Here is a 26578-nt window from a genome sequence, read left to right on the forward strand (position 1 = left end):
GGTTTAGACAGGCCTGGCGCAACACACACGACAGGCCTGACCCTTGAGGGATTAGCGGTAAACCGGCAGGCGCGCGGTCAATTCGTTGACGCGTGCACGCACGTCGGCAATGACGGCTTCGTTTTCCGGGTTGTCGAGCACATCGGCAATCAAGTGACCGGTGAGTTCGGCTTCGGCTTCTTTGAAACCGCGCGTGGTCATGGCAGGCGTACCCAAACGAATACCGCTGGTGACAAAGGGCTTTTCGGGATCGTTGGGAATAGCGTTTTTATTAACCGTAATATGCGCCTGACCCAAGGCCGCTTCAGCCACTTTACCGGTAATCCCCTTGGGACGCAGATCGACCAGCATCACATGGCTTTCTGTGCGACCTGACACAATACGCAGGCCACGCTCAACCAACGTACGAGCCAGAACGTCGGCGTTTTTAATAACCTGTGCCGCGTAAGTTTTGAACTCGGGTTGCAAGGCTTCTTTGAAAGCCACAGCCTTGCCAGCAATAACGTGCATCAACGGGCCGCCCTGAATACCGGGGAAAATAGCCGAATTGATGATCTTTTCGAACTCGGCTTTCATCATGATGACGCCACCGCGCGGACCGCGCAGCGATTTGTGCGTGGTCGAAGTGACGAAATCGGCGTGCGGGAAGGGGTTGGGGTAGGCGCCGCCAGCAACCAAGCCCGCGTAGTGGGCGATATCGACCATGAACAGCGCGCCGTTATCGTGTGCGATACGGGCCATACGTTCGAAGTCGATACGCAGCGAATAGGCCGACGCGCCGCCGACCACCAGCTTGGGCTTGTGGGTTTTGGCCAGCTCTTCCAGCTTGTCGTAGTCGATGGCTTCGTTGGCGTCGAGGCCATACGAAATAAAGTTGTACAGCTTGCCCGATGCGTTAACCGGCGAACCATGCGTAAGGTGGCCACCTTCGGCCAGGCTCATGCCCAATACGGTGTCACCGGGCTTAAGCACCGCCATGTAAACGCCCTGATTAGCCTGCGAACCAGAGTTGGGCTGCACGTTGGCAGCTTCGGCACCGAACAGTTCTTTCAGACGATCGATCGCCAGTTGCTCGACGATGTCGACGTACTCGCAACCGCCGTAGTAACGCTTACCTGGGTAACCCTCGGCGTACTTGTTGGTCAGCTGGGTGCCCTGAGCCTGCATAACGGCGGGGCTGGTGTAGTTCTCGGAGGCAATCAGTTCGATATGCTGTTCCTGACGAACATTTTCCTTTTGAATGGCGGCCCACAATTCGGGGTCGACGTGATCAAGCGTACGCGAGCGGTCAAACATGAAGAATCCTAGGAAGTGCAAAATAAAGGTCAAACGGCATTTTAACCCGGCCGCCTGTAAACCACCTAAGCGCCGGCAAGCGCCGGGTTCAGGGTGTATTTGCCGGTAAGGGCCGCCTGCGCAAGCACATGCCCCTGAATAGCACGCAACACATCGGGGCCCGTAAAACGGCCCTCGAGCGGAACGCGTTCGATATCAAGGGCATACACCGTGAACACGTAACGGTGCACAATGGCGTCGTTCCAGGGGGGGCACGGGCCGTCATAGCCGAAGTAATCGCCGCTCATGTCGCGGTCGGCGGCAAACCAGCCGGTGTAATCATTAACGCCCTGACGGGTATCGTTGGCGGCCAAAGGGCCACCCTTGCCACGCGGCGTGATGCCGTCCGAATAAGCACCCTCGGCGATTTCACGTACCGATCCGGCCACATCAATCAGCACCCAATGGTAAAAATCGACGCGCGGCAAACTGGCGGGCACTTCGCGCCCCTCTTGGTTGACGTCGTCACCCTTGCTGGGCACGTCGGGGTCGTGGCACACAACGACAAAAGATTTTGTCCCTTCGGGCGCATCGACCCAGGCCAGGTGGGGGTTGCGGTTACCCGCAAGGGCGATATGCGATTCGGAGTCGATCTTCCCGAAAGCGTTAGCTTGCGGAATGAACTGCTGGTCGGCAAAAGATTTACTGGTCAGTTTCATAAGGCCTCCTGAATGCTGGACCGGATCATGCTACAGAGTATTTGGCGTGCCGCAACCGAAAAATGGCGACCGGATTTAAGCAACCGTGACACGGGCAAACTTGCGCTTACCTACCTGCACCACATAGGTGCCGGCCGGCAACTGCAAACCCTTGTCTTCAATGCGTGTGCCATCGACACGAACCCCGCCTTGCTCGACATTGCGCTGAGCTTCGGCGCCCGACGCAACCAGGCCGGCTTCGCGCAGCACTTTAAGAATACCCAACGGCGCCCCCGCCAACTGCACTTCAGGCATGTCATCCGGGATAACGCCGTCGCGGAAACGCGCCTCGAAACGCGCCAGGGCTTCGTGGGCGTCTTTCTCGGAGTGGAAGCGCCCAACGATTTCTTGCGCGAGCAAAACTTTAGTGTCGCGCGGGTTGGCGCCGTCGTTCACGGCCTTTTGCAGAAGCGCAATTTCGTCTTGGGTACGGAACGACAACAGTTCGAAATACCGCCACATGAGCGTATCGGAAATAGACATGAGCTTGCCAAACATGCTGTCAGGCGTTTCGGTAATGCCAATGTAATTTCCCTTGGACTTCGACATTTTGTCGACCCCGTCGGTGCCTTCGAGCAACGGCATGGTCAAAATGCACTGCGGCTCTTGGCCGTATTCTTTTTGCAGCTCGCGCCCGACCAGCAAGTTGAATTTCTGGTCGGTACCGCCCAGTTCGAGATCGGCCTTAAGCGCGACCGAATCGTAGCCCTGCATGAGCGGGTAGAGAAACTCGTGCACCGAAATAGGAATGCCCTGCTTGAAGCGACGGGTAAAGTCTTCGCGCTCCATCATGCGCGCTACGGTGTAGCGGGACGCCAGCTGAATCATGCCTCGTGCGCCCAATGGGTCACACCATTCGGAGTTATAGCGAATTTCGGTTTTGGATGGATCGAGAACCAGACTGGCCTGGGCGTAATAAGTCTTGGCGTTTTCCTGGATCTGTTCGGGCGTGAGCGGCGGACGGGTGGCGTTACGACCACTGGGGTCGCCAATCATGGAGGTGAAGTCACCAATAAGAAAGATGACGGTGTGCCCCAAGTCTTGCAACTGACGCATTTTGTTCAACACCACCGTGTGTCCCAAATGGATGTCGGGAGCGGTAGGGTCGAGCCCCAGCTTAATACGTAACGGCTGACCCGTGGCGCGACTGCGGGCGAGCTTTTTTACAAATTCGCTCTCTACCAACAATTCGTCGCATCCTCGCTTAACTACGCGCAAATCTGCTTCTATTTCGGGGGTAATGACAACTTCTGGCGACGACATATAACGACCGTTGATAAGAAAAAATGAAAAAATACTCGAAAATAGTCAAGCAATGCGATAGCATACCGTGTTAATTAAAGCGGTGCGCGTTGCAAACTAACCACGGGCTTGTTTTTGCAATTGCCAACCAGGTTGACACGCAATCTTCAGTAACAGGAAATATGCGGGCCAAACACGGGCCGTTCACATGCCAAACATGTCAAAAAAACAGCCAACCGACAAACCCACACATCACTATATTACCGGCGGCCTGATGCTGGTGGCCCTTGGCCTTTTTGCAACAGCCGGCGCGCTGGCGGTGGTCAAGCCCATTACCGAAGCAGCTCCCCCCGCAGTATATCAAGCGCGGCAAACACTTAGCTTGCCCAGCACGCTTCCCACTCTGCCCGAAGTCGCCCTCGAACAATCGCCGTTCATCGACGAGACACGTATTCGGCCGGGCGACACACTGGCTGCCGTCTTGCAACGTCTTAACGTCCAAGAAGCCAACCTTCAGCAGTTTTTGGTCCAGAACGAAGGCGCGCGCTCTATTTACAAACTGTACCCTGGCCGCACCGTACAAGCCGCCCTTGATGCACAAGGTGGGCTGCAATGGCTTCGCTATTACCACACGCCGGGTGCGCGCGACGGCAACGCATTCGTTTCCAAATGGCTTGAAGTACGCCCCGATGGCAACAACGGCTTTACTGCGCTAGAACAAGCCGAAGCCACCGAAACCCAAATGCGTATTGCCGAAGGCGAAATTACGCATTCGCTGTTTGGCGCCACTGACGCCGCCAACATCCCAGACGCCATTACTTTTCAAATGGCCGAAATTCTGGGTAGCAAAATCGACTTCATGCGCGACCTGCGCAAGGGCGATCGCTTTCGCATCGTTTACGAAACGCACTCGCACGAAGGCAAAGAAGTCGGCTCAGGCCGAGTTTTGGCGCTCGAGTTCAACAACGGCAACAAGACCTACGATGCTGTCTGGTTCCAACCCGAAGGCGAATCAGGCGGCTACTACGATTTCGACGGCAAAAGCCTGAAAGGCGCTTTCTTGCGCTCAGCCCTCAAGTTCTCTCGCGTCAGCTCTACGTTTGGCATGCGTCGTCATCCAGTACACGGCAGCTGGCGGGGCCATAACGGCGTCGACTACGCTGCGCCTACCGGTACGCCCATCCATGCCACCGCCGACGGCGTTGTCGACTTCATCGGCAACCAAAATGGTTTTGGCAAGATCGTCATCCTCAAGCATGGCAACAACATCTCCACCTATTACGCCCATCAAAGTCGCTTTGCTGACGGCCTTGGCAAAGGCGACCGGGTCGAGCAGGGCCAGCTTATTGGGTATGTCGGGTCTACCGGCTGGGCGACCGGCCCGCACTTGCACTACGAATTCCGCGTTGGCGGCAAGCCTGTCGACCCGCTGTCAGTCGACCTGCCCGTCGCCAAAGTGCTAACGCCCAAGCAATTGGCGGCGTTCCAGTCAAAACTCGACAGCTTCCAAAGCCACTTCCAGTTGCTGGCCGCCTTGCAAGACGAAGGCAACAGCGCCGAAGACGCCGAGGTCAAACTCGCCAGAGCCGAATAAGCCAAGGCAAGCACCCCACCCCTCGCGGTGGGGTTTTCATTTCAGCGGTTACTTTTTATGCCTCAAGCCCCCGCCTATTACATTGGCCTGATGTCGGGCACAAGCACTGACGGAATCGACGGCGTGCTGGCCGATTTCAGTCGCCCAAACCAGCCCCGCACGCTGGCCAGCGCGTCGCTGCCCTTGCCGCCCGAACTACGCCAAACCTTGCTGGCCCTGAACATCAGCGGGCCCGACGAGCTGGTTCGTAGCGCCCATGCGTCTAATCAACTGGTTCGGCAGTATGCCCAAGTATGCGCAAAACTACTCGAACAGACCGACCTGGACGCCAGCCAGGTTGTCGCCATTGGCGCCCACGGGCAAACCGTCAGGCACGACCCGCTTGCCGGTTACACACTGCAGCTGAATGCGCCGGCCCTGCTAGCCGAACTCTCGGGTATTGACGTTGTTGCCGACTTTCGTACCCGCGACGTCGCCGCTGGTGGCCACGGCGCACCCTTGGTACCCGCCTTCCACCAGGCCTTGTTCTCGTCGACTTACCCGCGCACCGTGCTAAACCTGGGCGGCATAGCCAACATCACCATACTCGAACCCGGGCAGCCTGTTCGCGGGTTCGATACCGGCCCGGCCAATGTACTAATGGACCTCTGGTGCCAGCTAAAAACAAGCCGCCCCTACGACCACAAGGGGCAATGGGCAGCCAGCGGCAGTGTCAACCCCCAATTGCTGACCTTGCTGCTCGAAGACCCGTGGTTTCGCCTACCCCCACCAAAATCAACCGGCCGCGACCTGTTCAACCAGGCCTGGCTCTCAACCCGACTCAGCGCCTGGCACGCAACTAATCCACACCAACCCCTGGCTGATGCCGACATACAAGCCACACTTCTGGCGCTGACGGCACAAACCGTGGCCGATGCTGTGACTACCCATGCCAGCCGCACACAAGAGCTTTTGGTTTGTGGTGGCGGCGCCCTGAATGACGCCCTAATGACCGCTCTGCACGAGCGGCTTGACTGCCCGGTGCATGCCACCAGCCATGTCGGGGTACCGGTACAAGACGTCGAAGCACTGGCGTTTGCCTGGCTGGCCTGGGCGTATGTAAACAACCACCCAGCCGGCCAACCGTCGGTAACCGGGGCCCGACGGGCCACCATACTGGGCTGTTTGCACAAGGCCTGAGCCCTGTCGCTTAAGTGCGGCAATAACGCTAATCTTCCTGCGCCAAAAATCCGCCGCTCTGGTGCTGCCACAGCCGCGCATACACACCATTCTTTTTCAACAACTCAGCGTGACTGCCCTCTTCGATAATCTTGCCGTCATCAAGCACAATCAAGCGATCCAACGCAGCAATCGTCGACAAACGATGCGCTATGGCGATCACTGTCTTGCCTTCCATGATCTCATTCAGGCTCTCTTGAATGGCCTGCTCGACTTCCGAATCCAGCGCACTGGTCGCTTCGTCGAGTAACAAAATGGGTGCATTTTTAAGCATGACCCGGGCAATGGCAATACGCTGACGCTGCCCGCCGGACAACTTGACGCCCCGCTCGCCAACCAGCGTGTCGAAACCCCGATTACCCTTAGGGTCACTCAATTGATTGATAAATAGATCGGCTTGGGCGCGCCGTGCCGCCGTCATGACGTCGTCGTCAGTGGCGTCGGGGCGACCATAGGCAATATTGTCGCGGATAGATCGGTGCAACAACGAGGTGTCTTGCGTAACCATACCAATAACACTGCGCAGGCTGTCCTGGCTGACTTGGGCGATATCTTGGCCATCGATACGAATCTGACCCGAGTCTACATCGTAGAAACGCAACAATAAGCTGATGAGCGTAGACTTGCCGGCGCCAGACCGACCCACCAGGCCGATTTTCTCGCCCGGCTTGACGCGCAGGTTCAAGCCATCGAACACCTGGCGCTCGCCGTTGTAATTAAACGAAACGCTGTCAAACGTGACCTCGCCTTGTTTGACCTGCAGCGCGGGCGCCCCGGGCTTGTCTTGCACTTTGGGTGGGTGCGTTAAGGTGGCAATGCCATCTTGCACCGTGCCAATGTTCTCGAACAGCGACGCCATTTGCCACATGATCCAGTGCGACATGCCATTGATACGCAGTGCCATAGCCGTTACGGCGGCCACTGCCCCGGTACCGACTTCGTTGGCGTGCCAAAGCGCCAGGGTGTAACCCCCTGCCGCCAGTATCAGCCCCACCACCAACGCCTGGTTCACGATTTCAAACTGGCTGACCAGCCGCATTTGCCGGTAACCCGTTAACTTGAAGTCTTCCATGGCGGCACGCGCAAACTGGGCCTCGCGCCGGGTATGCGAGAACAGCTTTACCGTAGTAATGTTGGAATAGGCATCGGTAATGCGCCCCGTCATTGATGAGCGGGCGTGCGCCTGCTCTTGCCCAACCTTACCCAGGCGCGGCACAAAATAGAACATGGCCAGCGCATACAGAATGATCCAGCCCACAAAAGGCAGCATCAGGCGCAGGTCGAAACTGCCCGCCAGGGCAATGATGGTAACGAAGTACACCCCCATGCCCACCACAATTTCGCAGAACGTCAGCAGTACGTCGCGTACGGCCAATGCGGTCTGCATGACTTTAGTCGTCACCCGGCCCGCAAACTCGTCAGCAAAAAAAGACAAGCTTTGCCGCAGCATCAGGCGGTGGAAATCCCAGCGCAAACGTAGCGGCAAATTAATGGCAAGGGCCTGATGCTGCACCATCGTACGTAAAGCCACCAGCACAATACTGGTAACCAACACAATGCCAATACCCCACAGCACACTACGCTCGTGGGTCGATATTGGGCCATTGGCATCCCATACGGCCAGGTAATCAACAACTTGACCTAAAAACGCAAACAGCCAGGCTTCGTAGATAGAAACGGCAGCGCTGAATACCGCTAGCCAAGCAATATAGCCGCGCGCACCGCGGGTGCACGCCCATAAAAATGGCAGCAGCCCCTTAGGAGGTACCGGCACTGCATCGGGCGGAAACGGATCAAGCAGGCCTTCGATTCGGCCAAACACATCGGGTTTCATGATTGAGATGCCCTTGAGTAAAACAAAAGAGCCCTGGTCCGTAAGGAACAGGGCCCTGCGATACCGTGAAACGGATCAGAAAGCGGGTTTACGCCGAGAACGACGAGCCACAGCCGCAAGTAGACGTTGCGTTGGGGTTCCGAATGACAAACTGCGAGCCTTCGAGGTCGTCTTTGTAGTCGATTTCGGCGCCGACCAGATACTGGAAGCTCATGGGGTCGATTAACAGCTGGACACCTTCTTTGTCGATGGCAGTGTCATCTTCATTGATGACTTCATCGAACGTGAAGCCATACTGAAAACCCGAGCAACCACCGCCTTGCACGAAAACGCGCAATTTGAGTTCGGGGTTGCCTTCTTCGGCGAGCAGGTCTTTGACTTTTGCCGCCGCAGCATCGGTAAACACCAGGGCTGGTGGGGGGGCTTGAAGATCAACGGATTCAGTCACATTGCTCATTTTTTAACTCCGGTACGGCCAATGGCCGCCATTGAACTGCATTTACACATAGACCCGCACAACCTAGTCGGCGGCCAGATTAACAGTGCGTGTTGCACGTACGGCCGAGCCTTCCATGACGTTAAGCGTTACCGACTTGGGCACAAAACCCTCGGGTAAATCAAGCAGACCTTCGGCACGCTGGAACTGGTCGAAACTGAGTTTTAACGGGGTAGACTGGCTTTGCTCGGTGTTGCTTGCACCGACCCCGGCTGCGGGCTTTAACGTTATTTTAACGTTTTTCCCTTTTTGCACCCCATTAGCCACAAACTCCATAAGGCCATTAAAGCCAGAACCCGACGTACCGTTGCGCATCAGCAGCACCCGATAAGACAACAACCCTGCCCTGGGCTCGATATCGAACGCTCTGACGGTCACTGCGCCAGCGGGACCAGGCGGCAACAACTGCTCGTAGAAGGCCAACCGTTCGCGAGCGCTGGCAAGATCAGACTGGGCGGCATTCAGCGTGGTTTCGAGACTACTGCGCGTGGTTTGCTCGACCAGCAACTGGCTTTGAAGCGCGTCGCGCTCGGTGGTCAGTTTAGCCATATCGAAACCCATTTGAGCCACGGTAACGTCGAACCGGGTTTGCAAGGCTTCGAAGCGGCTGGCTTGATCGCCCGACCGCGTATGCTGACCAAACATAAAACCAGCAAACAGTGCGGCCACCACCACGACTGGCCAAACAATTTTTGGCCAGTAACGTACCAGGCCGACTTGATTGTGTTTCATACAGAGTCGACCCAAAAACTACGGAAAAGTTCCGTCGCGCAGGTGCGCGGCACCCGCTTATACGTCAGGGCAAAACCGCCACATGATTGAGCCCGGTGGTTTCGGGCAGACCAAACATCAGGTTCATATTTTGCACGGCCTGACCAGACGCCCCTTTGACAAGGTTATCTTGAATAACCAGCACCACTAATTGACCGGGGCTGGGGCGGTGAACGGCAATACGCAAATGATTGGACGCCCGCACAGAACGGGTTTCGGGCTGGCTGCCCGGCGGCATGACGTCGATAAAGGCCTCGTCGGCATACCGTGCCTCGAAAAGCGCCTGAAAATCGGTGTCGAGTGCTTCGGGCAAAATACGCAGATAAAGCGTCGAGAACATACCGCGAATCATGGGCACCAGATGCGGCACGAACGTCAAACCGACAGGCTTGCCGGCAATGGCCGACAGCTGTTCGGCAATTTCGGGGTGATGACGATGCCCCGCTACCCCGTAGGCCTTGAAACTGTCGCTGGCTTCGGAGAACAAGGTGGCGACCTCGGCCTTACGACCAGCGCCCGATACCCCCGACTTGCAATCAGCAATAATGTGCTGGGTGTCGACCAGCGCCTTGCCGCCTTCGAGCAAGGGCAGCAAACCCAGGATAACCGTGGTGGGATAACACCCTGGGTTACCCACCACACTGGCGCCAGATATTTTCATACGGTTAAGTTCGACCAGACCATAGACCGAATCGGCTAGGATGTCGGGGCAGACATGCGGCATTTTGTACCATTTCTCGAAGACCGCCGTGTCTTGCAAACGAAAATCGGCAGCCAGGTCGATAATGCGCACGCCCTTGTCTAGCAAGGCCTGTGCCTGACTCATGGCCACGCCGTGTGGCGTAGCAAAAAACACCACGTCGCACTGGTCGAGCGCAGCATTTTCGGGTGTAGCAAAGCACAGGTCGACGTGGCCACGCAGGTTGGGATACATCTGGGCCACCGGCATGCCGTCTTCTTTGCGCGACGTAATCGCGGTGAGTTCGACGTTGGGGTGCTGCGACAGCAAACGCAACAGCTCGACACCGGTGTAGCCCGTGCCGCCCACAATACCTACCTTGATTTTCTTGCCCAATGCACCTGACATGATGTTCCTTGAAAATTTGAGTGCCTAACACCGTAATTATGCAACGCCTGCGCGACTTATGCAGGCACAAAGCAAAAGCCCCGGCATGGCGCCAGGGCTTTTGACTGGACCGCGCAATACCACTGCAGCGGCCCGGGGTACACAAAACAATTAGCGCTTGCTGAACTGCTTGCGACGACGTGCTTTGTGGAAACCCACTTTTTTACGTTCGACTTCTCGGGCATCGCGAGTAACGAGACCAGCCTGCTTGAGCGCGGGCTTGAGGGTTTCGTCGTAGTCGATCAGGGCGCGGGTGATGCCGTGACGCACTGCACCTGCCTGACCGCTTTCGCCACCACCGTGAACGTTGATGTGAAAATCGAACGACTCGAGGTGACCCGTGAGTTCGAGCGGCTGGCGAACCACCATGCGACCCGTTTCGCGAGCGAAGTATTCATCAACAGGCTTACCGTTAACAACGATTTTGCCCGAACCTTTTTTCAAGAACACACGTGCTACCGAAGTTTTGCGGCGGCCGGTGCCATAGTTCCAATTACCGATCATGACCTATCCTTAGATTTCCAGCGGTTTAGGCTGCTGAGCGGAGTGCGGGTGCTCGGCGCCGGCGTAAATCTTGAGCTTCTTGGCCATGGCATAACCCAGGGGGCCCTTAGGCAACATGCCTTTGACCGCTTTCTGGAGGGCACGACCAGGAAAACGCTGCTGCATTTTCTGGAAGTTGGTTTCGGTAATACCGCCGGGGTAACCCGAGTGACGGTAGTAGCGCTTGTCGAGGGCTTTATTGCCGGTAACGACGATGTCGGCCGCGTTGATGATAACGATGTAATCACCGGTGTCAACGTGTGGTGTGAATTCTGGCTTGTGCTTGCCGCGCAGACGACGTGCGACTTCGCTGGCCACACGCCCGAGGACTTTACCCTTGGCGTCAATCACGTACCAGTCACGCTTGACTTCATGCGGCTTGGCCACAAAGGTCTTCATGATGGTTCCTAATAAATTAAAGCGCAAAGCCGACGCCAAAAAATGCGCAGGCCCGCACATATTAAACATATGGTTTCTTTCACCAAAAGCGCCAAAGCGTTGTTATAAGGTCAACTTAAACGACCCAGCGCCAACAAGCCTTGCTTGCAAACACCCAGCCTCGTTGCCCCACGGTTCGCCCGTGCACTTCCAGAAAAGCCCACTATAGTAGCATAAATTATTGTTTTTGTTGAATCTTATTTCTTGGCACGCGCCAAAGCGACATTCAGGTAGTTATCGTAACTGCCCTCGGCCAGACGGAACCAGGGCGAGACTTCGTCGCGGAAACCCATGTAGTTATCAAACACTTTCTTGAATTGCGGATACTTGTCGCAAAACTCTTTATAGACCACATTCGCGGCATCAAAAGAAGCGTTCATGACATCAAGCGGAAACGCCCGCAGCACAGCCCCGCTGGCAACCAGACGCCGTAAGGCTGAAGCATTATGCGCGTCGTAATCGGTAAGTAATTGCTGACCAGCGTAACGGGTGGCCATAGCAATAATGGCCTGATACTGCTTGGGCAACTGGTTGTAAGCGCCATCGTTAACGTACAACGACAACTGGGCAGAACCTTCCCACCAACCCGGGTAGTAATAGTATTTGGCTACCTTTTGCAAACCCAGTTTTTCATCATCAACGGGCCCCACGAACTCGACCGCGTCAAGCGTACCCTTTTCAAGCGAAGGGTAAATGTCGCCCGGCGGGATTTGCTGGGGCACCACGCCCAGGCGCGAAAGCACTTCGCCGGCAAAACCGGCCGTGCGCATTTTCAGGCCCTTGAGGTCTTCGGGTGTTTTGATTTCTTTGCGATACCAGCCGCCCATTTGCGTGCCGGTATTACCCATGGGGAAATTGACGATGTTTCGGGTAGCAAACAACTCGCGCATCAGTTTGAGGCCGTCGCCCTGATCCATCCAGGCATTCATTTGACGGGCATTCAAGCCGAACGGCACGGCGGTGTCAAAACAGAAGGTCGGGTCTTTCCCGTAAAAATAGTAAGACGCCGTTTGCCCACACTCGACGGTGTTGTTGCTGACGGCATCCATGACACCGAACCCAGGTACGATCTCGCCACCGGGGTACAAACGAATACTGAAGTTACCGCCCGAAGCCTCTTCGACCATTTTGCAGAACGTTTGCGCCGAACTATACAGAGGCGGCAACGAAGGCGTGTAGGTCGAGGTCATTTTCCAGCTGACCTTGGGGTTGGCTTGTGCCATAACGGGTGCGCCCAACGCGGCCGTGCCAGCCACAGCACCCATACCAGCCTTTTTCAGAAATGAACGACGTTGCATGCAGTACTCCTACTGGCCGGCAATGGCCATTTGCTCGATAAGAATAGAACCGGTCGACTTGGACCCACGCACGATGGTGTCGGCGCCAACGGCCACAATTTGCCGGAACATATCTGCCAGATTCCCGGCAATGGTGACCTCTTGAACAGCATGGACGATCTCACCATTTTTTACCCAGTACCCAAACGCGCCGCGCGAATAATCACCCGTCACGTAATTGACGCCCTGCCCGATAAGCTCGGTGACCAGAAAGCCCGTACCCATTTTTTTAAGCATGGCCCGGAAGTCGTCGTCGGGATTGGTGAGCCGCGACGTTAGGCTTAAATTGTGCGAACCGCCGGCATTACCCGTGGTTTGCATCCCCAGCTTGCGTGCAGTGTAGGTAGACAGAAAGTAGCCTTGCAATACGCCGTTGACCACCACGTCGCGGGCCTGCGTGCGCACGCCTTCGTCGTCGAAAGGCGTGCTGCCCATGCCGCCTACTACCAGCGGGTCTTCTTGCACATTAAGGTGGTCTGCCATTACGGGCTTACCCAACGCATCGAGCAGGAAACTGGCCTTACGGTAAAGCGCGCCCCCACTGGTTGCCTGAACCAGCGAACCCAACAGACCCACCGCCAGAGGCGCCTCGAAGAGCACCGGAAAACGACCCGTTTTAATGCGCTTGGCCGACAAACGCGATAACGTCCGTTCGGCGGCGTAGCGGCCGACTGCAGCGGGCTTAGCCAACAACTTAGGGTCGCGCACCGAGCTGTACCAGTAGTCGCGCTGCATGTGGTTGCCCTTGCCGGCAATAGGCGCCACCGACAAGCTGTGGCGCGAGTACGGATACCCCCCCAAAAAACCACGGCTGTTGCCCAGCACAAAATGACCTTCGAAAGTTGCGACAGACGCGCCTTCGGTGTTGGTAATTTGCGGGCTGACATCGCGCGCCGCTTTTTCGGCTTTGAGCGCCAGCTCGGCGGCTTCGTCGGAAGACACCCCCCAGGCATGATGCAACTTCAGATCGGGATAGTCGTGTGCCAGGAACTCGGCATCGGGCAGGCCTGCGGCCGGATCGGCCGCCGTATAGCGCGCAATGTGCCAGGCAGCGTCGACAGTTTCGCGCAAGGCCTTTTTAGAGAAGTCGGACGTTGACGCCGACCCGCGCTGTTGACCTGCGAATACGGTGATATCGAGCGACCGGTCGCGCGTTTGCTCGACGGTTTCAATGCCCAGATTACGGACAGACACAGACAAGCCGGCACTTTCGGAGACCTCGGCCGCAGCGTCGGAAGCCCCCAGAGATTTAGCGTACTTGAGGGCGTCTTGCACAAGCTCGCGAAAACGCGCCTGGTTTTCAGAAATGGGAAGAAGTGACTTGGATTTTTTGCTCATCGCAGCTCTTATCAGGTTAGGCAGTTATCATATCGCCAATTACGCTTTGATTTCATCGGCCAACATGCATAACCATCCTGAACACGAACTCGACGACGACTTCGACGATCGTCCGCCCAGCAAATCACAAGTCAAGCGCGACATGCTGGCCCTGCAAGACCTGGGCAAGCAATTGGTCGACCTGTCGCCCGAAAAAATCAAACAACTGCCACTTGAAGAAAAGCTGTTCGAAGCCATCCGATTGGCGCAGCGCACTACGGCGCGCGAGGGCAGACGCCGCCAGATTCATTACGTGGGCAAACTGATGCGCGACGCCGATGCCGATGCTATCCGGCACCAGCTTGATATCTGGGAAAATGGATCACGCGAACAAACTGCGGCCATGCACCGTCTTGAGACACTGCGCGACCTGTTGTTGCAAGACGATAACGCCCTGACCAAGCTGCTTAACGAGTACCCCGGCGCAGATGTTCAGCATTTGCGCGCCCTGATTCGGGCCGGGCGAAAAGAAGCGGAAAACAACCAGACCTTACAACCGGGCCAAACGCCGCAGCGCAAGCACTATCGCGCGCTCTTCCAGGCCCTTAAAGCACTCGACGACGCCGCCTGAACATGACAACACTAGAAACACTGGAAATCGAAACTGCCCCCAACCCAACGCATGCCGTCATCTGGATGCACGGCTTGGGCGCCGACGGCAACGACTTTGCACCCATCGTTCCCGAACTGGGCCTGGGCTCATCGCCAGCCATTCGCTTCATTTTCCCCCATGCGCCGGTTCAACCCGTGACCATCAATAACGGTATGCACATGCGGGCGTGGTACGACATTTTGTCTATGGATATTGGCGGGCGTCGCGAAGACGAAACAGGCCTGCGCGCGTCGCAAGCGGCTATCGAAGCGCTGATTGCCCGCGAAAACAGCCGGGGCATCCCCACGCAAAACATTGTGTTGGCCGGGTTTTCGCAAGGCTGTGCCATGACGCTGCAGACCGGGCTGCGACACGCCGAACCCCTGGCTGGTCTGGTGTGTTTATCGGGCTACTTGCCCTTGGCTGACACACTAGCGAACGAACGTCACACCGCCAACGCGAACATACCTGTTTTTATGGCGCATGGCACCCAAGACCCGGTCGTCGCCATCGAACGCGCTCAAGCTTCGCACGACGCCATGACCGCACTAGGCTACGGTATTACCTGGAAAACCTATCCCATGCCACACTCGGTATGCCTGGAAGAAATCCGCGACATCTCGGCCTTCCTCAAACAGGTTCTGGTCTAAGCCCCCGGCGCCCGCTTTGCCAGACGGCACCTAAGCCCCCCTCCCTCCGCTAGGCATCGCCCCCCCCGTGGCGGCGATGCCTGCGCATCTGCCTGCCAATTCCGCCCCAAACATCAGGGTAAATCCGGCTAAGCGCGCTATTGCGTAGCGCCCGAAACTTCTTTACCGTAAGTGTATGCATTTGCATAAATTCGCGCCCACCATCTTAAGCGCCATTTTCAGCAATGCAATCGTCGCTAGGCTTCCCGGAAAATGCACACACGGAGAAAAAACCATGAACAAATCCTTAATGGCCCTGGTTTTATCAGCAGTTGCAGCAGCGCCTACCTACGCAGAAGAAATACCAACCTTGCGTGTGGGCTGGATGATTCCGGCCGAAGAGGCAAAATACCTGATGATCAAACGCCCCGAGTTGTTCCCCGACCTGGGCAAAAAATACAAAATTGAATGGTCTCAGTTCCAGGGTACGTCACCCATGATGCAAGCTTTGCGCGCCGGGGTGCTCGATTGCTCGACCATGGCGCCGCTCTCCATGGCACAGGCCTACCTCGAAAGCGGTCTCGAAAGCTATATCGTGGCGCAGCATGCCCACGAAGAGAAAGGCTATTTTTCACCTTACTGGGCAGTAAAAAAAGACAGCCCCATCAAATCAGCCGCTGATCTCAAAGGCAAAATCATAGGTACCAACGCCTATGGCACCGGCATGTACTTCCAGATGCTCTTGTGGCTGAAGCAACAAGGTATCGACTACGAAAAAGATGTCAAGATCGTAGAAACCGGCTTTCCCGCCTCGGCCGACGCCATTCGCACGGGCCGCGTCGATAGCGGCCCGTTGGTACAACCCTTTGCCCTGCTGGCCGAAGAAAAGGGCGATTTACGCCCCCTGTTTACCTTGTCCGAGGTGCAGTCTCCTACCGTCTACAGCTTCGAGGGCTGCAGCAAGGCCTATGCCGACAAACATCCCGAGGTCGTTCGGCTGTACGTAAAAGACCTGCAGCGCGCCATGACAAAATTGCTTGAAGACCGCAAGCTGGCAGTTGAAGTCACGGCAGAAGTGACCCGGGCACCTGCGGCAATGCTCGACAAGTATCTCTTCACCGACAAAGACTTTACGCATATCGCCACCATGAAGCCCGACACCAAGGCCATTCAAGAACTACTAACCCTGCAAAGCGACGCCGGCTTTTTGTCCAAGCCCGTCGACGTATCCAAATTCGTACGCCCCGACATCATGGCCCCCATCGAATAAAACAAACCTGACAATACAAAAAAGGGCCGCAATGCGGCCCTTTTGCTATGTTCCAAACCATGAGGGCTTAATTATCAGCGCGTCATGGTGTCATGAAAGAAATCAACCAAAACCTGATTGAACTTCTCCAGTTCTTCGAGCTGAGGATTATGTGCGCTTTCTTCGAAAGCTACCAGGCGTGCATTCGGCAAACGCTCAGCCAGTTTCTTGGCGTCGTCAAAAGGCTGCTTTTTATCGTGCACGCCGTGCAAAATTAACGTGGGCACCTTAAGGGCCGAAACCCGGCTACCCAGATCGGTGTTTTGCAACGCCTGGCCCAACATTTTGGTAGCGTAGATAGGCCACTGCAACATAGTGTCGATAACCGCCTGGCGGGTAGCCGCCCCGGGATCACGATAATAAAAGCCGTCGTTCACTAGCTTTGCCGTCGCTTCGACTTTATTTCTTGCCATCCCTTGCGCATAAGCCTGCCAGCGTTCGGGCGAGAATCCGCCCCGCTCGCCCTCGGTTTCAAGAAAGCGAGCGCCGCCGCCGGCCAGCGCAAGCCCCCGTACGCGGTCTGGATGACGTAGCGCCATGGTCAGGCCAACATAAACACCCACGCCATGACACACCAGATGAAAACGGGACACCTTGCATTGTTGCAGCAAAGCTTCAAGATCGTCGGCAAGACCATCGAACGTATAGCCATGACCCGGCTTGTCGCTTTGACCGTGCGCCCGCTGATCGTAGACGACTGTACGGAACGTGTCGGTGAGCTTATAAACCTGCTGCTCCCACATTTCGTGGCTGGTACCGCCGCCATGTATAAAAACTATGGGCTCACCCTGCCCATAGTCTTCGTAATAAAGGTTAACTCCCGGTTCAACACTTGCCCATGCCATGGATGTCTCCTGTTGTTATTGGCGCGAAACGTTAATGTTCTGACAACCCCTCATCAAGCGCAAGCCACACGCGACGCATCGACGGATCTTCGGCGTCGGCGTCGTTCTGGAAGCCAAGGCGCGTCATCAAGCCCAGCATCGCCCTGTTGTTGGCCAGGACAAAGCCTTCGATGTAGCCCAACCGTTGGGCTCTGGCCGCCTCGATCAACCCTTGCAGCAGCTTCTTGCCCAGACCATGCCGCTGCCATTTATCGGAAATGACCAAGGCGTATTCAGCCCCAAGGCCGTCGGCATTGCGAAGGTAGTGGGCAAAGCCCACAATTTGCTCTTGTGGATGCCCCCGGTGGGCCGGGTTAGGCACCTGCACCGTAGCCACCAGCGCCAATTCCCGGTCGTAGTCGATGCGGGTATAGCGCGCCAGCATGCTGGGCGTGAGTTCGCGCAACATGGACACAAACCGCATATAGCGCGACTCGTCGGACAGGTCGCGTACGAACAACTGCAGCGGTTCGGCGTCCTCAGGACGAATAGGTCGCATCATCCAGGGTTCGCCATCGGCAAATTCGTGCGACTTGACCAACTGCCGCGGATACGGGTGGATCGCCATGTGGCCGTAGCCCGAATTTTCGGGCAGGGCAGCAAGCTCAGAGGGCTTGACCTCGACCTGAACACCTTGCGCGAACAGCTGCATATTGCCAGCCCAAATCGGGTCGATCAAGACATTAGCCAGTTCGGGTAGTTCGCACACCATGTCTGACAAGCGTTCGAGCACTTCTTGCAGGCGTTCGTAGGCGGCAGGGCTCATTTGATGCTTGAGTACACGCCGCCATATTGCACTACGCTCGACCAACTGACGCGCCAGGAAGCCGTTAAGCGGTGGCAGTTCAATAGCGCGATCGCGCGCAGAAATTGCCGAACGCCCGCCGGAGCCAAAATTAATGAAGGGCCCATAAAGTGCATCGACGCCTACACGAATGGCCATGGGCACGTCATCGACGTGCTGCAACCCGGGGAAGTCGGCGTCGGGTTGCAATAACTCGAGAGGGATATCGAAATACGAAAACAGGTTTACGCACTCGGACAGCGTCAGATGCTGTCGCCCTTCGGCCAGCACCTGCGCCACCAGCTTGCGTGCCTCATCGACTTTTGGCAGGCGCACCAAAGGCTCGGGCGGCAGCGTCTGCAAAGACAGTGTCTGGTTGTAGTGATAGGCAGCCAAAACGCCAAACGCATTGGTGGCCGCTTCAGGGGTACGGAACGACGGAATGCCCACCTCGTCGAGCATGCGGCGCAATGGCCGCATACTGGCCTCACCCATCAGGCAGGCCATAATAGGTTTGGGTGCTTTGGGCGCCATGGCCGTGACTTGCCGCACCACTTCGGCCATATCAGCACGCGAGTCGGGGGCCAGCAACATCAGCAAGCCATCGACATTAGGGTCGTCCATGAGCGCCGCCAACATCAGACGCATGGTTTCGGGGACGAGCGCCGCACGCGTTACTACCGGATTCTTGACCTGAGCCCGAGGCTCGAGGCTCTCGGACAAAGCATTGACGGTAGACAATGAAAACTCGGCCGGCACAACCGCGGCGGCCTCGCCCATGATATCAAGTGCCAACTGAGGCGGACCGCTGCCATTGGAAAACAAAGCGATGCGCCGGCCCTTGGGGCGAACCGGACTGCGCAACACCTTGATTGCGGAAAATAGCTGCACAAAGTAAGGCACCCGCACCGCCCCCGCGCGACGTAGCAAGGCATTAAAGACTGCGTCGCTTAACGAGTTAGGGTTACGCGCGCCCTGTCCGGCACGCAGCACGACCACCGGTTTGACAGATGCGGCGGCACGCAATGCACTAGTGAGTGCTCGCGACGACGCCACATTATCGAGATACACCGCAATGCTGTCGGTACGAGAGTCGGTAGCCAGGTAATCGAGCACTTGCGCAATGCCCACGCTGGACTCGTCGCCCATGGAAACAACCGTTGAAAACCCCAGATTGGCATCGCGGGCCCAATCGAGGACGGCGCTGAAAATAGCCTCGGACTGCGAGACAAGCGCTACCTTTCCGGGTAACGCCAAGTGCGACGACAGGCTAAGGTTAAGCCCGGTGTGCGTGCGCTGCAGTCCCAAAGACCGGGGCCCCAACACCATGCAGTCGTGCTCGCGGGCGAACAACCGACACAGCTGTGTATCGTGCGCAGGGTCAATAGACGGGTGGTCGGGCGACAGCACGATCAGTGCGCGCGGACGATGCGCCTGCAAAGACCACAAGGCCTGGTTAAGCATACGTCCGGTAAGCGACACGACAGCAAGGTCGAGCCGCGCCCCCTTGGCTACGCCGGTCAGGGTGGCCGGCAGTTTGACCGACTGACCCGGCTGTGCCACAACCACGGTAGCCTGACCGCGCAAACGTGGCGGCAAACTTTGTGCGGTGGCAAGGCCCTTGGGGCCCACAACAAGCACCGAAAGCGGATCGAAAAGTGCAGCGAGGCGATGGCGAAGCATGGTGTTGAATCTGTACCTTAAAATACCGGGATTGCACTTGATGTCGTGACGCATCTTCGCGTCGATACAACCCCAACATTATTATCTATCTATGACCTCGTCTACCCCAGCGGTTGTCCGCACGCGATTTGCGCCCTCTCCTACTGGCTTTTTACACCTTGGCGGCGCACGCACTGCCCTTTTTTCATGGGCTTTTGCCCGTCATCATAAAGGGGTTTTTGTATTGCGTATCGAAGACACCGACCTCGAACGCTCGACACCTGAGGCCGTGCAAGCCATTTTAGACGCCATGCAATGGTTGAACATGCAGCCTGACGAAGGCCCCTTCTACCAAATGCAACGCATGGATCGCTACAGCGAGATCATTGAAAAAATGCTGGAAGACGGCACGGCGTATTACTGCTACAGCAGCCCCGAAGAGGTCGAAGCCATGCGCGAGAAAGCCCGTGCAGCCGGCAAGAAGCCGCGCTATGACGGCACATGGCGCCCAGAACCAGGCAAAACCCTGCCAGCAGTGCCCGAAGGCCGTAAGCCCGTTATTCGTTTTAAAAATCCGCAAGACGGTGTAACCGCGTGGCACGACTTGATCAAAGGCCCCATCAGCTTTGACAACACCGAACTTGATGACCTGATCATTGCCCGCCCCGACGGCACGCCCACCTACAACTTTTGCGTGGTGGTCGACGACTGGGACATGAAAATCACGCACGTACTGCGCGGCGACGACCACATCAACAACACGCCACGGCAAATCAATATCTTGCGAGCGCTGGGTGCCGAACTACCACAATATGGTCACTTGCCAATGATTCTCGGCCCCGATGGCGACAAGCTTTCAAAGCGCCACGGCGCCGTGAACGTCATGCAATACCACGAAGACGGCTACTTACCCGAGGCGATGATCAATTATCTGGCCCGCCTGGGCTGGAGCCATGGCAACGACGAAATTTTCTCGCGCGAACAACTGGTCGAGTGGTTCGACACCCGCAATTTGACCAAGTCGGCCGCACAATGGGACCCTAAAAAGCTGAATTGGGTCAATGCGCATTACATTCGCGAAACAGACAACAGCCAACTGGCTACCCTGGTTGCGCCGCGTATTGCCGGCCTGGGCGGCAACCCCAATGCTGTTGACCTGGACGATGTTATGGGCCTGCTGAAAGACCGCGCCGAAACGCTGAATCAACTGGCCGAAGGAGCCATGCTGTTTTGCCGCGAATTTGCCGGCGTCGACCCAACCCTGAAGGCCGAACACCTGACACCCGAAGCGGTTACCGTTCTGCAAGACTTTGCCGACCAGGCCGCCAACCTGCCCACCTGGACAACTGAAGCTCTGGCCAGCCTGATCAAGGCAACCCTTGAAAAGCACAATATCAAAATGCCCAAACTGGGCGTACCGTTGCGCGTTGCTGTCACCGGCCAAAAGCAAACACCAGCTATAGACGCCGTGCTGAGCATTCTGGGACGGGAAACCGTACTCAGCCGCCTGGAAGGCCTGTCCGACTAACCAGCGCCTAAAAGGGCAGACGGTAATCGTTTGGCATTCGGCCCAAGGTAATGTCGCCGTCGGGCGCCCGCAATCGCAGCTGGCGCCCCGACTGCGCACCTACGGTGTAGTTGTTAGTGTAAATGGGGTCGTCGGTCTCGACCTCGGCGCCATTAGAACGCAAGGTTTGCAATACCAGCGTTTGGCCCTCAAGGCGCCAGCAACCCTCTTCGCTTAACATTTGCGGCGGCTTACCCCGGCGCTGCAACTGCTCGCTGTAGGCCATTTTCCCGTCGGGCCCCAACTTTATCCAGACCTTAAGCTCGCCGGCAATGCCCGGCGACTTGCGGGTGCCCAGCCAGTTTCCGACCATACCCTGGCCCGCAGCTGCGGCCTGGCACTGTGGCTTGGGTGCCTGAACCTGCGGCGCCTGTTTCGTGACAGGGGCGCACGCCGCCAATAACATAACCAGCCCCGCAACGGCACTGACACCTGCAACCCTATTTACTTGTATCCGACGCATAACACCTGCTAATAGAATCAAACGATTTGGCAAGATACCAAGGGCAAGCGGTACTTGCCAATGGGGTGCAACATTTGCTCACCAAGACAGGCTTCCAGCCTGCCCCCAGACGGCCGAAAATAATCGAATAAAAAGGTTTCCAAGCACTATCAATGACTTGGCAGAGTTTGTCCGATTTTTTTCCCGGCTGAACAAAAAATTCATGTAAAACCGGCTTGATTCGCACGAGACCAGACACTACAATTAGTGCTCAAAATTACTCAAACCACTATATATAGTGGTTACAACAAAAAGAAGCACAGCAGTAAAAACAGCAGTTTTGCAGCCTGTTCTCTCTTCCACCATTCATAAAAACACGCTACGGCGCTTAAAAAGCACGCCGTTTCCAGGAGCCCTCATGCAGACTTCTCAAACCGAATCCACGACCGCCCAACAGCCGTCGCCCGCCGCAAAATCGGGCAATGCCGGCAAGGCCAACAACCCCTGGCAAAACTTCAGCACCATTCGCCGTAACGGGGCCGTCGTTGCATTCGAACCCAACAAAATTGCCATCGCCATGACCAAGGCCTTCCTGGCCGTCAATGGGGGGCAAGGTGCAGCGTCCGCCCGCGTCCGCGAACTGGTCGAGCAACTCACCTCCCAGGTCGTCAACGCTCTGGTGCGCAACCGCCCAGGCGGCGGCACGTTCCACATCGAAGACATTCAAGACCAGGTCGAACTGTCGCTCATGCGCTCAGGTGAACACGACGTTGCCCGCGCCTACGTGCTGTATCGCGAAAAGCGCGCCCAAGAACGCGCACGCGCCGAGTCGGCCAACCCCTCGCCCGCACAAGCTGTCGTGCTGCATGTCACCGACAACGGTGTACGCCGCCCGCTCGACCTCGACCAGCTCAAAGCCACTATCGATGCTGCCGGAGTCGATTTGCCTGTACAAATCGACTCCGACGCCATTCTTAAAGAAACCATCAAAAACCTGTACGACGGTATCCCCGCCGACGAGGTCTACAAGTCGGCTATTTTGTCAGCCCGCGCCATGGTCGAAAACGACCCGGCCTACAGCCAAGTCACTGCACGCCTTTTGCTGCACACAATCCGTGCCGAAGTGCTGGGCGAAGAAGTCTCGCAAGCCGAGATGAACACCCGCTACGCCGAATACCTGCCCCGCTTTATCAAAACCGGTATCGAAAACGGCCTGCTCGACGACAAACTGGGCCAGTTCGACCTGCCCAAGTTGGCTGCTGCCCTGAAAGCCGACCGCGACAACCAGTTTTCGTATTTAGGCCTGCAAACGCTATACGACCGCTACTTCCTGCACGTACGCGGCCGTCGCATCGAACTGCCGCAAATTTTCTTCATGCGCGTCGCCATGGGCCTGGCCCTGAACGAAATCGACCGCGAAGCGCGCGCCATCGAGTTCTACAACATTCTGTCGTCGTTCGACTTCATGAGCTCGACCCCCACGTTGTTCAACTCCGGTACGCTGCACTCGCAACTGTCGTCTTGCTACCTCACGACCGTCTCTGACGACCTGGTCGGCATCTACGACGCCATCAAAGAAAACGCTCTGCTGGCCAAATACGCCGGCGGCCTGGGCAACGACTGGACACCGGTGCGCGCGCTGCGCAGTCACATCAAAGGCACCAACGGCGAAAGCCAGGGCGTGGTCCCCTTCCTTAAGGTCGTCAACGATACAGCCGTTGCCGTCAACCAGGGCGGCAAACGCAAGGGCGCAGTTTGCGCCTACCTCGAAACCTGGCACCTCGACATCGAAGAGTTCCTCGAACTGCGCAAAAACACGGGCGACGAGCGCCGCCGCACGCACGACATGAACACGGCCAACTGGATCCCCGACCTGTTCATGAAACGCGTCATGGAAAACGGCGACTGGACCTTGTTCTCTCCGTCCGACGTCCCCGACCTGCACGACAAATACGGCAAGGCTTTCGAAGAAGCCTACACCGGTTACGAAGCCAAAGCTGCACGCGGCGACCTGCCCCTACACAAGACAATCCCGGCTGCAACGCTGTGGCGCAAGATGCTGTCCATGCTGTTCGAAACCGGTCATCCTTGGCTGACATTCAAAGACCCATGCAACATTCGTTCGCCGCAACAACACGTTGGTGTGGTTCACAGCTCTAACCTGTGCACCGAAATCACCCTGAACACCAACGAGTCTGAAATTGCAGTGTGCAACCTGGGCTCGGTCAACCTGGCCGCGCACATCACACAAAACGCAGACGGCAGCTACGCGCTCGACCACGACAAGCTTCAGCGCACCATCGACGTAGCCATGCGCATGCTCGACAACGTCATCGACATCAACTATTACGCCGTACCCAAGGCGCGTAACTCCAACGTACGCCACCGTCCGGTCGGCATGGGCATCATGGGCTTCCAAGACGCCCTGCATATCCTGCGCGTTCCGTTTGCGTCGCAAGCCGCCGTCGAATTCTCCGACCGCTCTATGGAAGCCGTTTGCTACTACGCCTACCTGGCCTCCAGCAAACTGGCCGCCGAGCGCGGGCCTTACGCCAGCTTCCGTGGCTCACTCTGGGATCGCGGCATTCTGCCTCAAGACACCCTCAAAATGCTGCGCGACGAACGCGGCGGCTATGTCGAAGTTGACGACAGCAGCAGCATGGACTGGGATGCCCTGCGCGCGCACATCAAGCAATACGGCATGCGTAACTCCAACTGCGTTGCCGTAGCGCCTACCGCCACTATTTCCAACATCATTGGCGTGTCACCCTGCATCGAACCCACCTATCGCAACCTGTATGTCAAATCAAACTTGTCGGGCGAGTTCACTGTCGTCAACGACCACCTGGTGCGCGATCTGAAAGCACGCGGCCTCTGGGACGAAGTCATGGTCGCCGACCTGAAATATTTCGATGGCAGCCTGGCACGCATCGACCGCATCCCCGAAGATCTGCGCGAGCTGTACGCCACGGCATTCGAAGTCGACCCTAGTTGGGTCGTCGAGTGTGCAGCGCGTCGCCAAAAATGGATCGACCAGGCCCAATCCCTGAATATTTTCATGGCCGGTGTCTCGGGTAAAAAACTCGATGCCACTTACAAGCTAGCTTGGATTCGCGGCCTGAAAACCACGTATTATCTGCGCTCTAGCGGCGCAACCAACGCCGAAAAATCCACCGGCCGCGGCGGCGAACTGAACGCCGTTGCCCAAGCAGGCATGAGCGGCGGCATGGCTGCGGCCCCCGCGCCCATTTCGACGGCGCCCGACCTGCCCGAAGCCGAAGTCATGGGCACCGTATGCACCTTGCGCCCTGGCGACGACGGCTTCGAAGAGTGCGAAGCTTGCCAATAACGCCGGCCAAACTATTTAAAAGGTTTAATCATCATGCTTAACTGGGACGAAGATACCCCCCTCGGCACCCCTACCCCCGCAGCGGCGCCTCGCGCCGCAGCGCCTGCGGCTCACGCTCAACCCGACGTAGCCATGGTCAACCCTGTTGCTGCTGCGGCTTCGACGACGGCGGCACCGGCTTCGGCCGGTCGCGTCAGCGCGGCCGACAAGCGCATCATCAATGGTCAGACCGATGTCAACCAACTGGTGCCGTTCAAGTACAAATGGGCCTGGGAAAAATACCTCGCGACCTGCGCCAACCACTGGATGCCGCAAGAAATCAATATGTCGCGCGACATCGCCCTCTGGAAAAACCCCACAGGTTTAACCGAAGACGAGCGCCGCATTGTTAAGCGCAATTTGGGCTTCTTTGTCACGGCCGACTCGCTGGCCGCCAACAACATTGTGTTGGGCACATACCGCCACATCACAGCGCCCGAATGCCGGCAGTTCTTGTTGCGCCAGGCCTTTGAAGAAGCTATTCATACGCACGCCTATCAGTACATCGTCGAAAGCCTCGATCTCGACGAGTCCGAAATTTTCAACGCGTACCACGAAGTCCCATCGATCCGCGCCAAAGACGAATTCCTCATCCCGTTCATCGACGCTATCGCCGACCCGAACTTCAATACAGGCACGCCCGAAGCCGACCAGACCTTACTCAAGTCGCTTATCGTGTTTGCCTGCCTGATGGAAGGCTTGTTCTTTTACGTGGGCTTTACTCAAATTCTTGCACTGGGTCGCCAAAACAAAATGACAGGTGCTGCCGAGCAGTACATGTATATCTTGCGTGACGAGTCCATGCACTGCAATTTCGGCATCGACCTGATCAACACCATCAAGCTCGAGAACCCGCATCTCTGGACACCAGAGTTCCGCGAAGAAATTCGCGAACTCTTCAGCAAGGCCGTCGATCTTGAATATGCATATGCCGAAGACACCATGCCACGCGGTGTGCTAGGTCTGAACGCATCCATGTTCAAGTCTTATCTGCGCTTCATTGCCAACCGACGTTGCCAGCAAATCGGTATCGAGCCACTCTTCCCGCAAGAAGAAAACCCCTTCCCCTGGATGGCAGAAATGATCGATCTCAAGAAAGAACGCAACTTTTTTGAGACACGTGTCATCGAATATCAAACAGGTGGGGCCCTAAGCTGGGAATAATGCTTGGATAGTGTTACTGCTTACGTTAGACTCATAGCGTGCCGGGTGCTGTGCACTTTGCACGCTTGTGCCATTTGAAATGGGTCGCACCATAATGTGGGGGCCATATCAAATGGGTGGACGTTCTGTACGATTCATTCTCAAGGAG

Annotated in this window: 22 protein-coding genes; 8 read left to right on the top strand and 14 right to left on the bottom strand. The window is 56.8% G+C overall.

The annotated features are described in order from the left end of the window. Window positions 1-51: 51 nt before the first annotated feature. The 3 genes from glyA to tyrS form a co-directional block, all read right to left on the bottom strand. The gene (glyA, locus tag CHR62_RS10085; protein ID WP_123660859.1) at window positions 52-1296 is read right to left on the bottom strand and encodes a serine hydroxymethyltransferase; all 1245 of its coding nucleotides are present in this window, start codon (window positions 1294-1296) and stop codon (window positions 52-54) included. 65 nt (window positions 1297-1361) lie between these two features. After that, complete coding sequence (locus CHR62_RS10090) at window positions 1362-1994, bottom strand: YbhB/YbcL family Raf kinase inhibitor-like protein (protein ID WP_123660860.1); 633 nt, start codon at window positions 1992-1994, stop codon at window positions 1362-1364. A gap of 75 nt (window positions 1995-2069) precedes the next feature. Continuing rightward, window positions 2070-3296 (bottom strand): tyrosine--tRNA ligase, encoded by a 1227-nt coding sequence (tyrS, locus tag CHR62_RS10095; RefSeq protein WP_093969411.1) that lies wholly within the window; start codon window positions 3294-3296, stop codon window positions 2070-2072. A 196-nt stretch (window positions 3297-3492) separates the two neighbouring features. On the opposite strand from tyrS, the gene CHR62_RS10100 reads away from it, so the two are divergent. After that, entirely contained in the window at window positions 3493-4869 is a 1377-nt protein-coding gene (locus CHR62_RS10100) for a peptidoglycan DD-metalloendopeptidase family protein (protein WP_370318057.1), read from the top strand. A 57-nt stretch (window positions 4870-4926) separates the two neighbouring features. Next, window positions 4927-6048, top strand: a complete 1122-nt coding sequence (locus CHR62_RS10105; RefSeq protein ID WP_123660862.1) for an anhydro-N-acetylmuramic acid kinase — start codon at window positions 4927-4929, stop codon at window positions 6046-6048. A 28-nt stretch (window positions 6049-6076) separates the two neighbouring features. On the opposite strand, the gene CHR62_RS10110 is transcribed toward CHR62_RS10105, so the two are convergent. The 8 genes from CHR62_RS10110 to pmbA all read right to left on the bottom strand — a co-directional run bounded on the left by CHR62_RS10110 (window position 6077) and on the right by pmbA (window position 13970). Beyond that, window positions 6077-7921: an ABC transporter ATP-binding protein gene (locus CHR62_RS10110; RefSeq protein ID WP_123660863.1), complete on the bottom strand. Its 1845-nt coding sequence runs from the start codon at window positions 7919-7921 to the stop codon at window positions 6077-6079. 88 nt (window positions 7922-8009) lie between these two features. Continuing rightward, the gene (erpA, locus tag CHR62_RS10115; RefSeq protein ID WP_093969415.1) at window positions 8010-8378 is read right to left on the bottom strand and encodes an iron-sulfur cluster insertion protein ErpA; all 369 of its coding nucleotides are present in this window, start codon (window positions 8376-8378) and stop codon (window positions 8010-8012) included. Window positions 8379-8441: 63 nt separating this feature from the next. Further along, complete coding sequence (locus tag CHR62_RS10120; RefSeq protein ID WP_123660864.1) at window positions 8442-9149, bottom strand: DUF6776 family protein; 708 nt, start codon at window positions 9147-9149, stop codon at window positions 8442-8444. 64 nt (window positions 9150-9213) lie between these two features. Continuing rightward, window positions 9214-10275 (bottom strand): N-acetyl-gamma-glutamyl-phosphate reductase, encoded by a 1062-nt coding sequence (argC, locus tag CHR62_RS10125; RefSeq protein WP_093969417.1) that lies wholly within the window; start codon window positions 10273-10275, stop codon window positions 9214-9216. A gap of 150 nt (window positions 10276-10425) precedes the next feature. Further along, window positions 10426-10818 (bottom strand): 30S ribosomal protein S9, encoded by a 393-nt coding sequence (rpsI, locus tag CHR62_RS10130; protein ID WP_093969418.1) that lies wholly within the window; start codon window positions 10816-10818, stop codon window positions 10426-10428. Between the two features lie 9 nt (window positions 10819-10827). Then, the gene (rplM, locus tag CHR62_RS10135; RefSeq protein WP_093969579.1) at window positions 10828-11256 is read right to left on the bottom strand and encodes a 50S ribosomal protein L13; all 429 of its coding nucleotides are present in this window, start codon (window positions 11254-11256) and stop codon (window positions 10828-10830) included. A gap of 236 nt (window positions 11257-11492) precedes the next feature. Next, window positions 11493-12593: a TRAP transporter substrate-binding protein gene (locus CHR62_RS10140; protein ID WP_093969419.1), complete on the bottom strand. Its 1101-nt coding sequence runs from the start codon at window positions 12591-12593 to the stop codon at window positions 11493-11495. Window positions 12594-12602: 9 nt separating this feature from the next. After that, window positions 12603-13970 carry a metalloprotease PmbA gene (pmbA, locus tag CHR62_RS10145; protein WP_093969420.1) on the bottom strand — a complete coding sequence of 456 codons (1368 nt, stop codon included), beginning with the start codon at window positions 13968-13970 and terminating at the stop codon, window positions 12603-12605. A 64-nt stretch (window positions 13971-14034) separates the two neighbouring features. Between pmbA and yjgA the strand changes: the two genes are divergently transcribed. The 3 genes from yjgA (at window position 14035) to CHR62_RS10160 (ending at window position 16500) form a co-directional block, all read left to right on the top strand. After that, window positions 14035-14580 (top strand): ribosome biogenesis factor YjgA, encoded by a 546-nt coding sequence (gene yjgA, locus CHR62_RS10150; protein WP_123660865.1) that lies wholly within the window; start codon window positions 14035-14037, stop codon window positions 14578-14580. Window positions 14581-14582: 2 nt separating this feature from the next. Beyond that, a complete protein-coding gene (locus CHR62_RS10155) occupies window positions 14583-15251 on the top strand; it encodes an alpha/beta hydrolase (protein ID WP_093969421.1) in 669 nt (222 codons plus the stop codon). A 274-nt stretch (window positions 15252-15525) separates the two neighbouring features. Beyond that, window positions 15526-16500: an ABC transporter substrate-binding protein gene (locus CHR62_RS10160; RefSeq protein WP_123660866.1), complete on the top strand. Its 975-nt coding sequence runs from the start codon at window positions 15526-15528 to the stop codon at window positions 16498-16500. 74 nt (window positions 16501-16574) lie between these two features. Here the strand turns inward: CHR62_RS10160 and CHR62_RS10165 are convergent, their stop codons facing one another. Beyond that, window positions 16575-17384 (bottom strand): alpha/beta fold hydrolase, encoded by an 810-nt coding sequence (locus CHR62_RS10165; protein WP_123660867.1) that lies wholly within the window; start codon window positions 17382-17384, stop codon window positions 16575-16577. A 31-nt stretch (window positions 17385-17415) separates the two neighbouring features. After that, window positions 17416-19890: a GNAT family N-acetyltransferase gene (locus CHR62_RS10170; RefSeq protein WP_093969424.1), complete on the bottom strand. Its 2475-nt coding sequence runs from the start codon at window positions 19888-19890 to the stop codon at window positions 17416-17418. Between the two features lie 91 nt (window positions 19891-19981). On the opposite strand from CHR62_RS10170, the gene gltX reads away from it, so the two are divergent. Beyond that, window positions 19982-21397, top strand: coding sequence for a glutamate--tRNA ligase (gene gltX / locus CHR62_RS10175; protein WP_093969425.1), 1416 nt, complete (start codon window positions 19982-19984; stop codon window positions 21395-21397). A 7-nt stretch (window positions 21398-21404) separates the two neighbouring features. On the opposite strand, the gene CHR62_RS10180 is transcribed toward gltX, so the two are convergent. Beyond that, window positions 21405-21899, bottom strand: coding sequence for a hypothetical protein (locus CHR62_RS10180; RefSeq protein WP_123660868.1), 495 nt, complete (start codon window positions 21897-21899; stop codon window positions 21405-21407). A 397-nt stretch (window positions 21900-22296) separates the two neighbouring features. On the opposite strand from CHR62_RS10180, the gene CHR62_RS10185 reads away from it, so the two are divergent. Both CHR62_RS10185 and CHR62_RS10190 read left to right on the top strand, forming a co-directional pair. After that, complete coding sequence (locus CHR62_RS10185) at window positions 22297-25227, top strand: ribonucleoside-diphosphate reductase subunit alpha (RefSeq protein WP_123660869.1); 2931 nt, start codon at window positions 22297-22299, stop codon at window positions 25225-25227. 33 nt (window positions 25228-25260) lie between these two features. After that, a complete protein-coding gene (locus tag CHR62_RS10190; protein WP_093969428.1) occupies window positions 25261-26430 on the top strand; it encodes a ribonucleotide-diphosphate reductase subunit beta in 1170 nt (389 codons plus the stop codon). Window positions 26431-26578: the final 148 nt, after the last annotated feature.

The sequence above is a fragment of the Pusillimonas sp. NJUB218 genome (assembly GCF_003788685.1).
GTDB lineage: Bacteria > Pseudomonadota > Gammaproteobacteria > Burkholderiales > Burkholderiaceae_B > Neopusillimonas.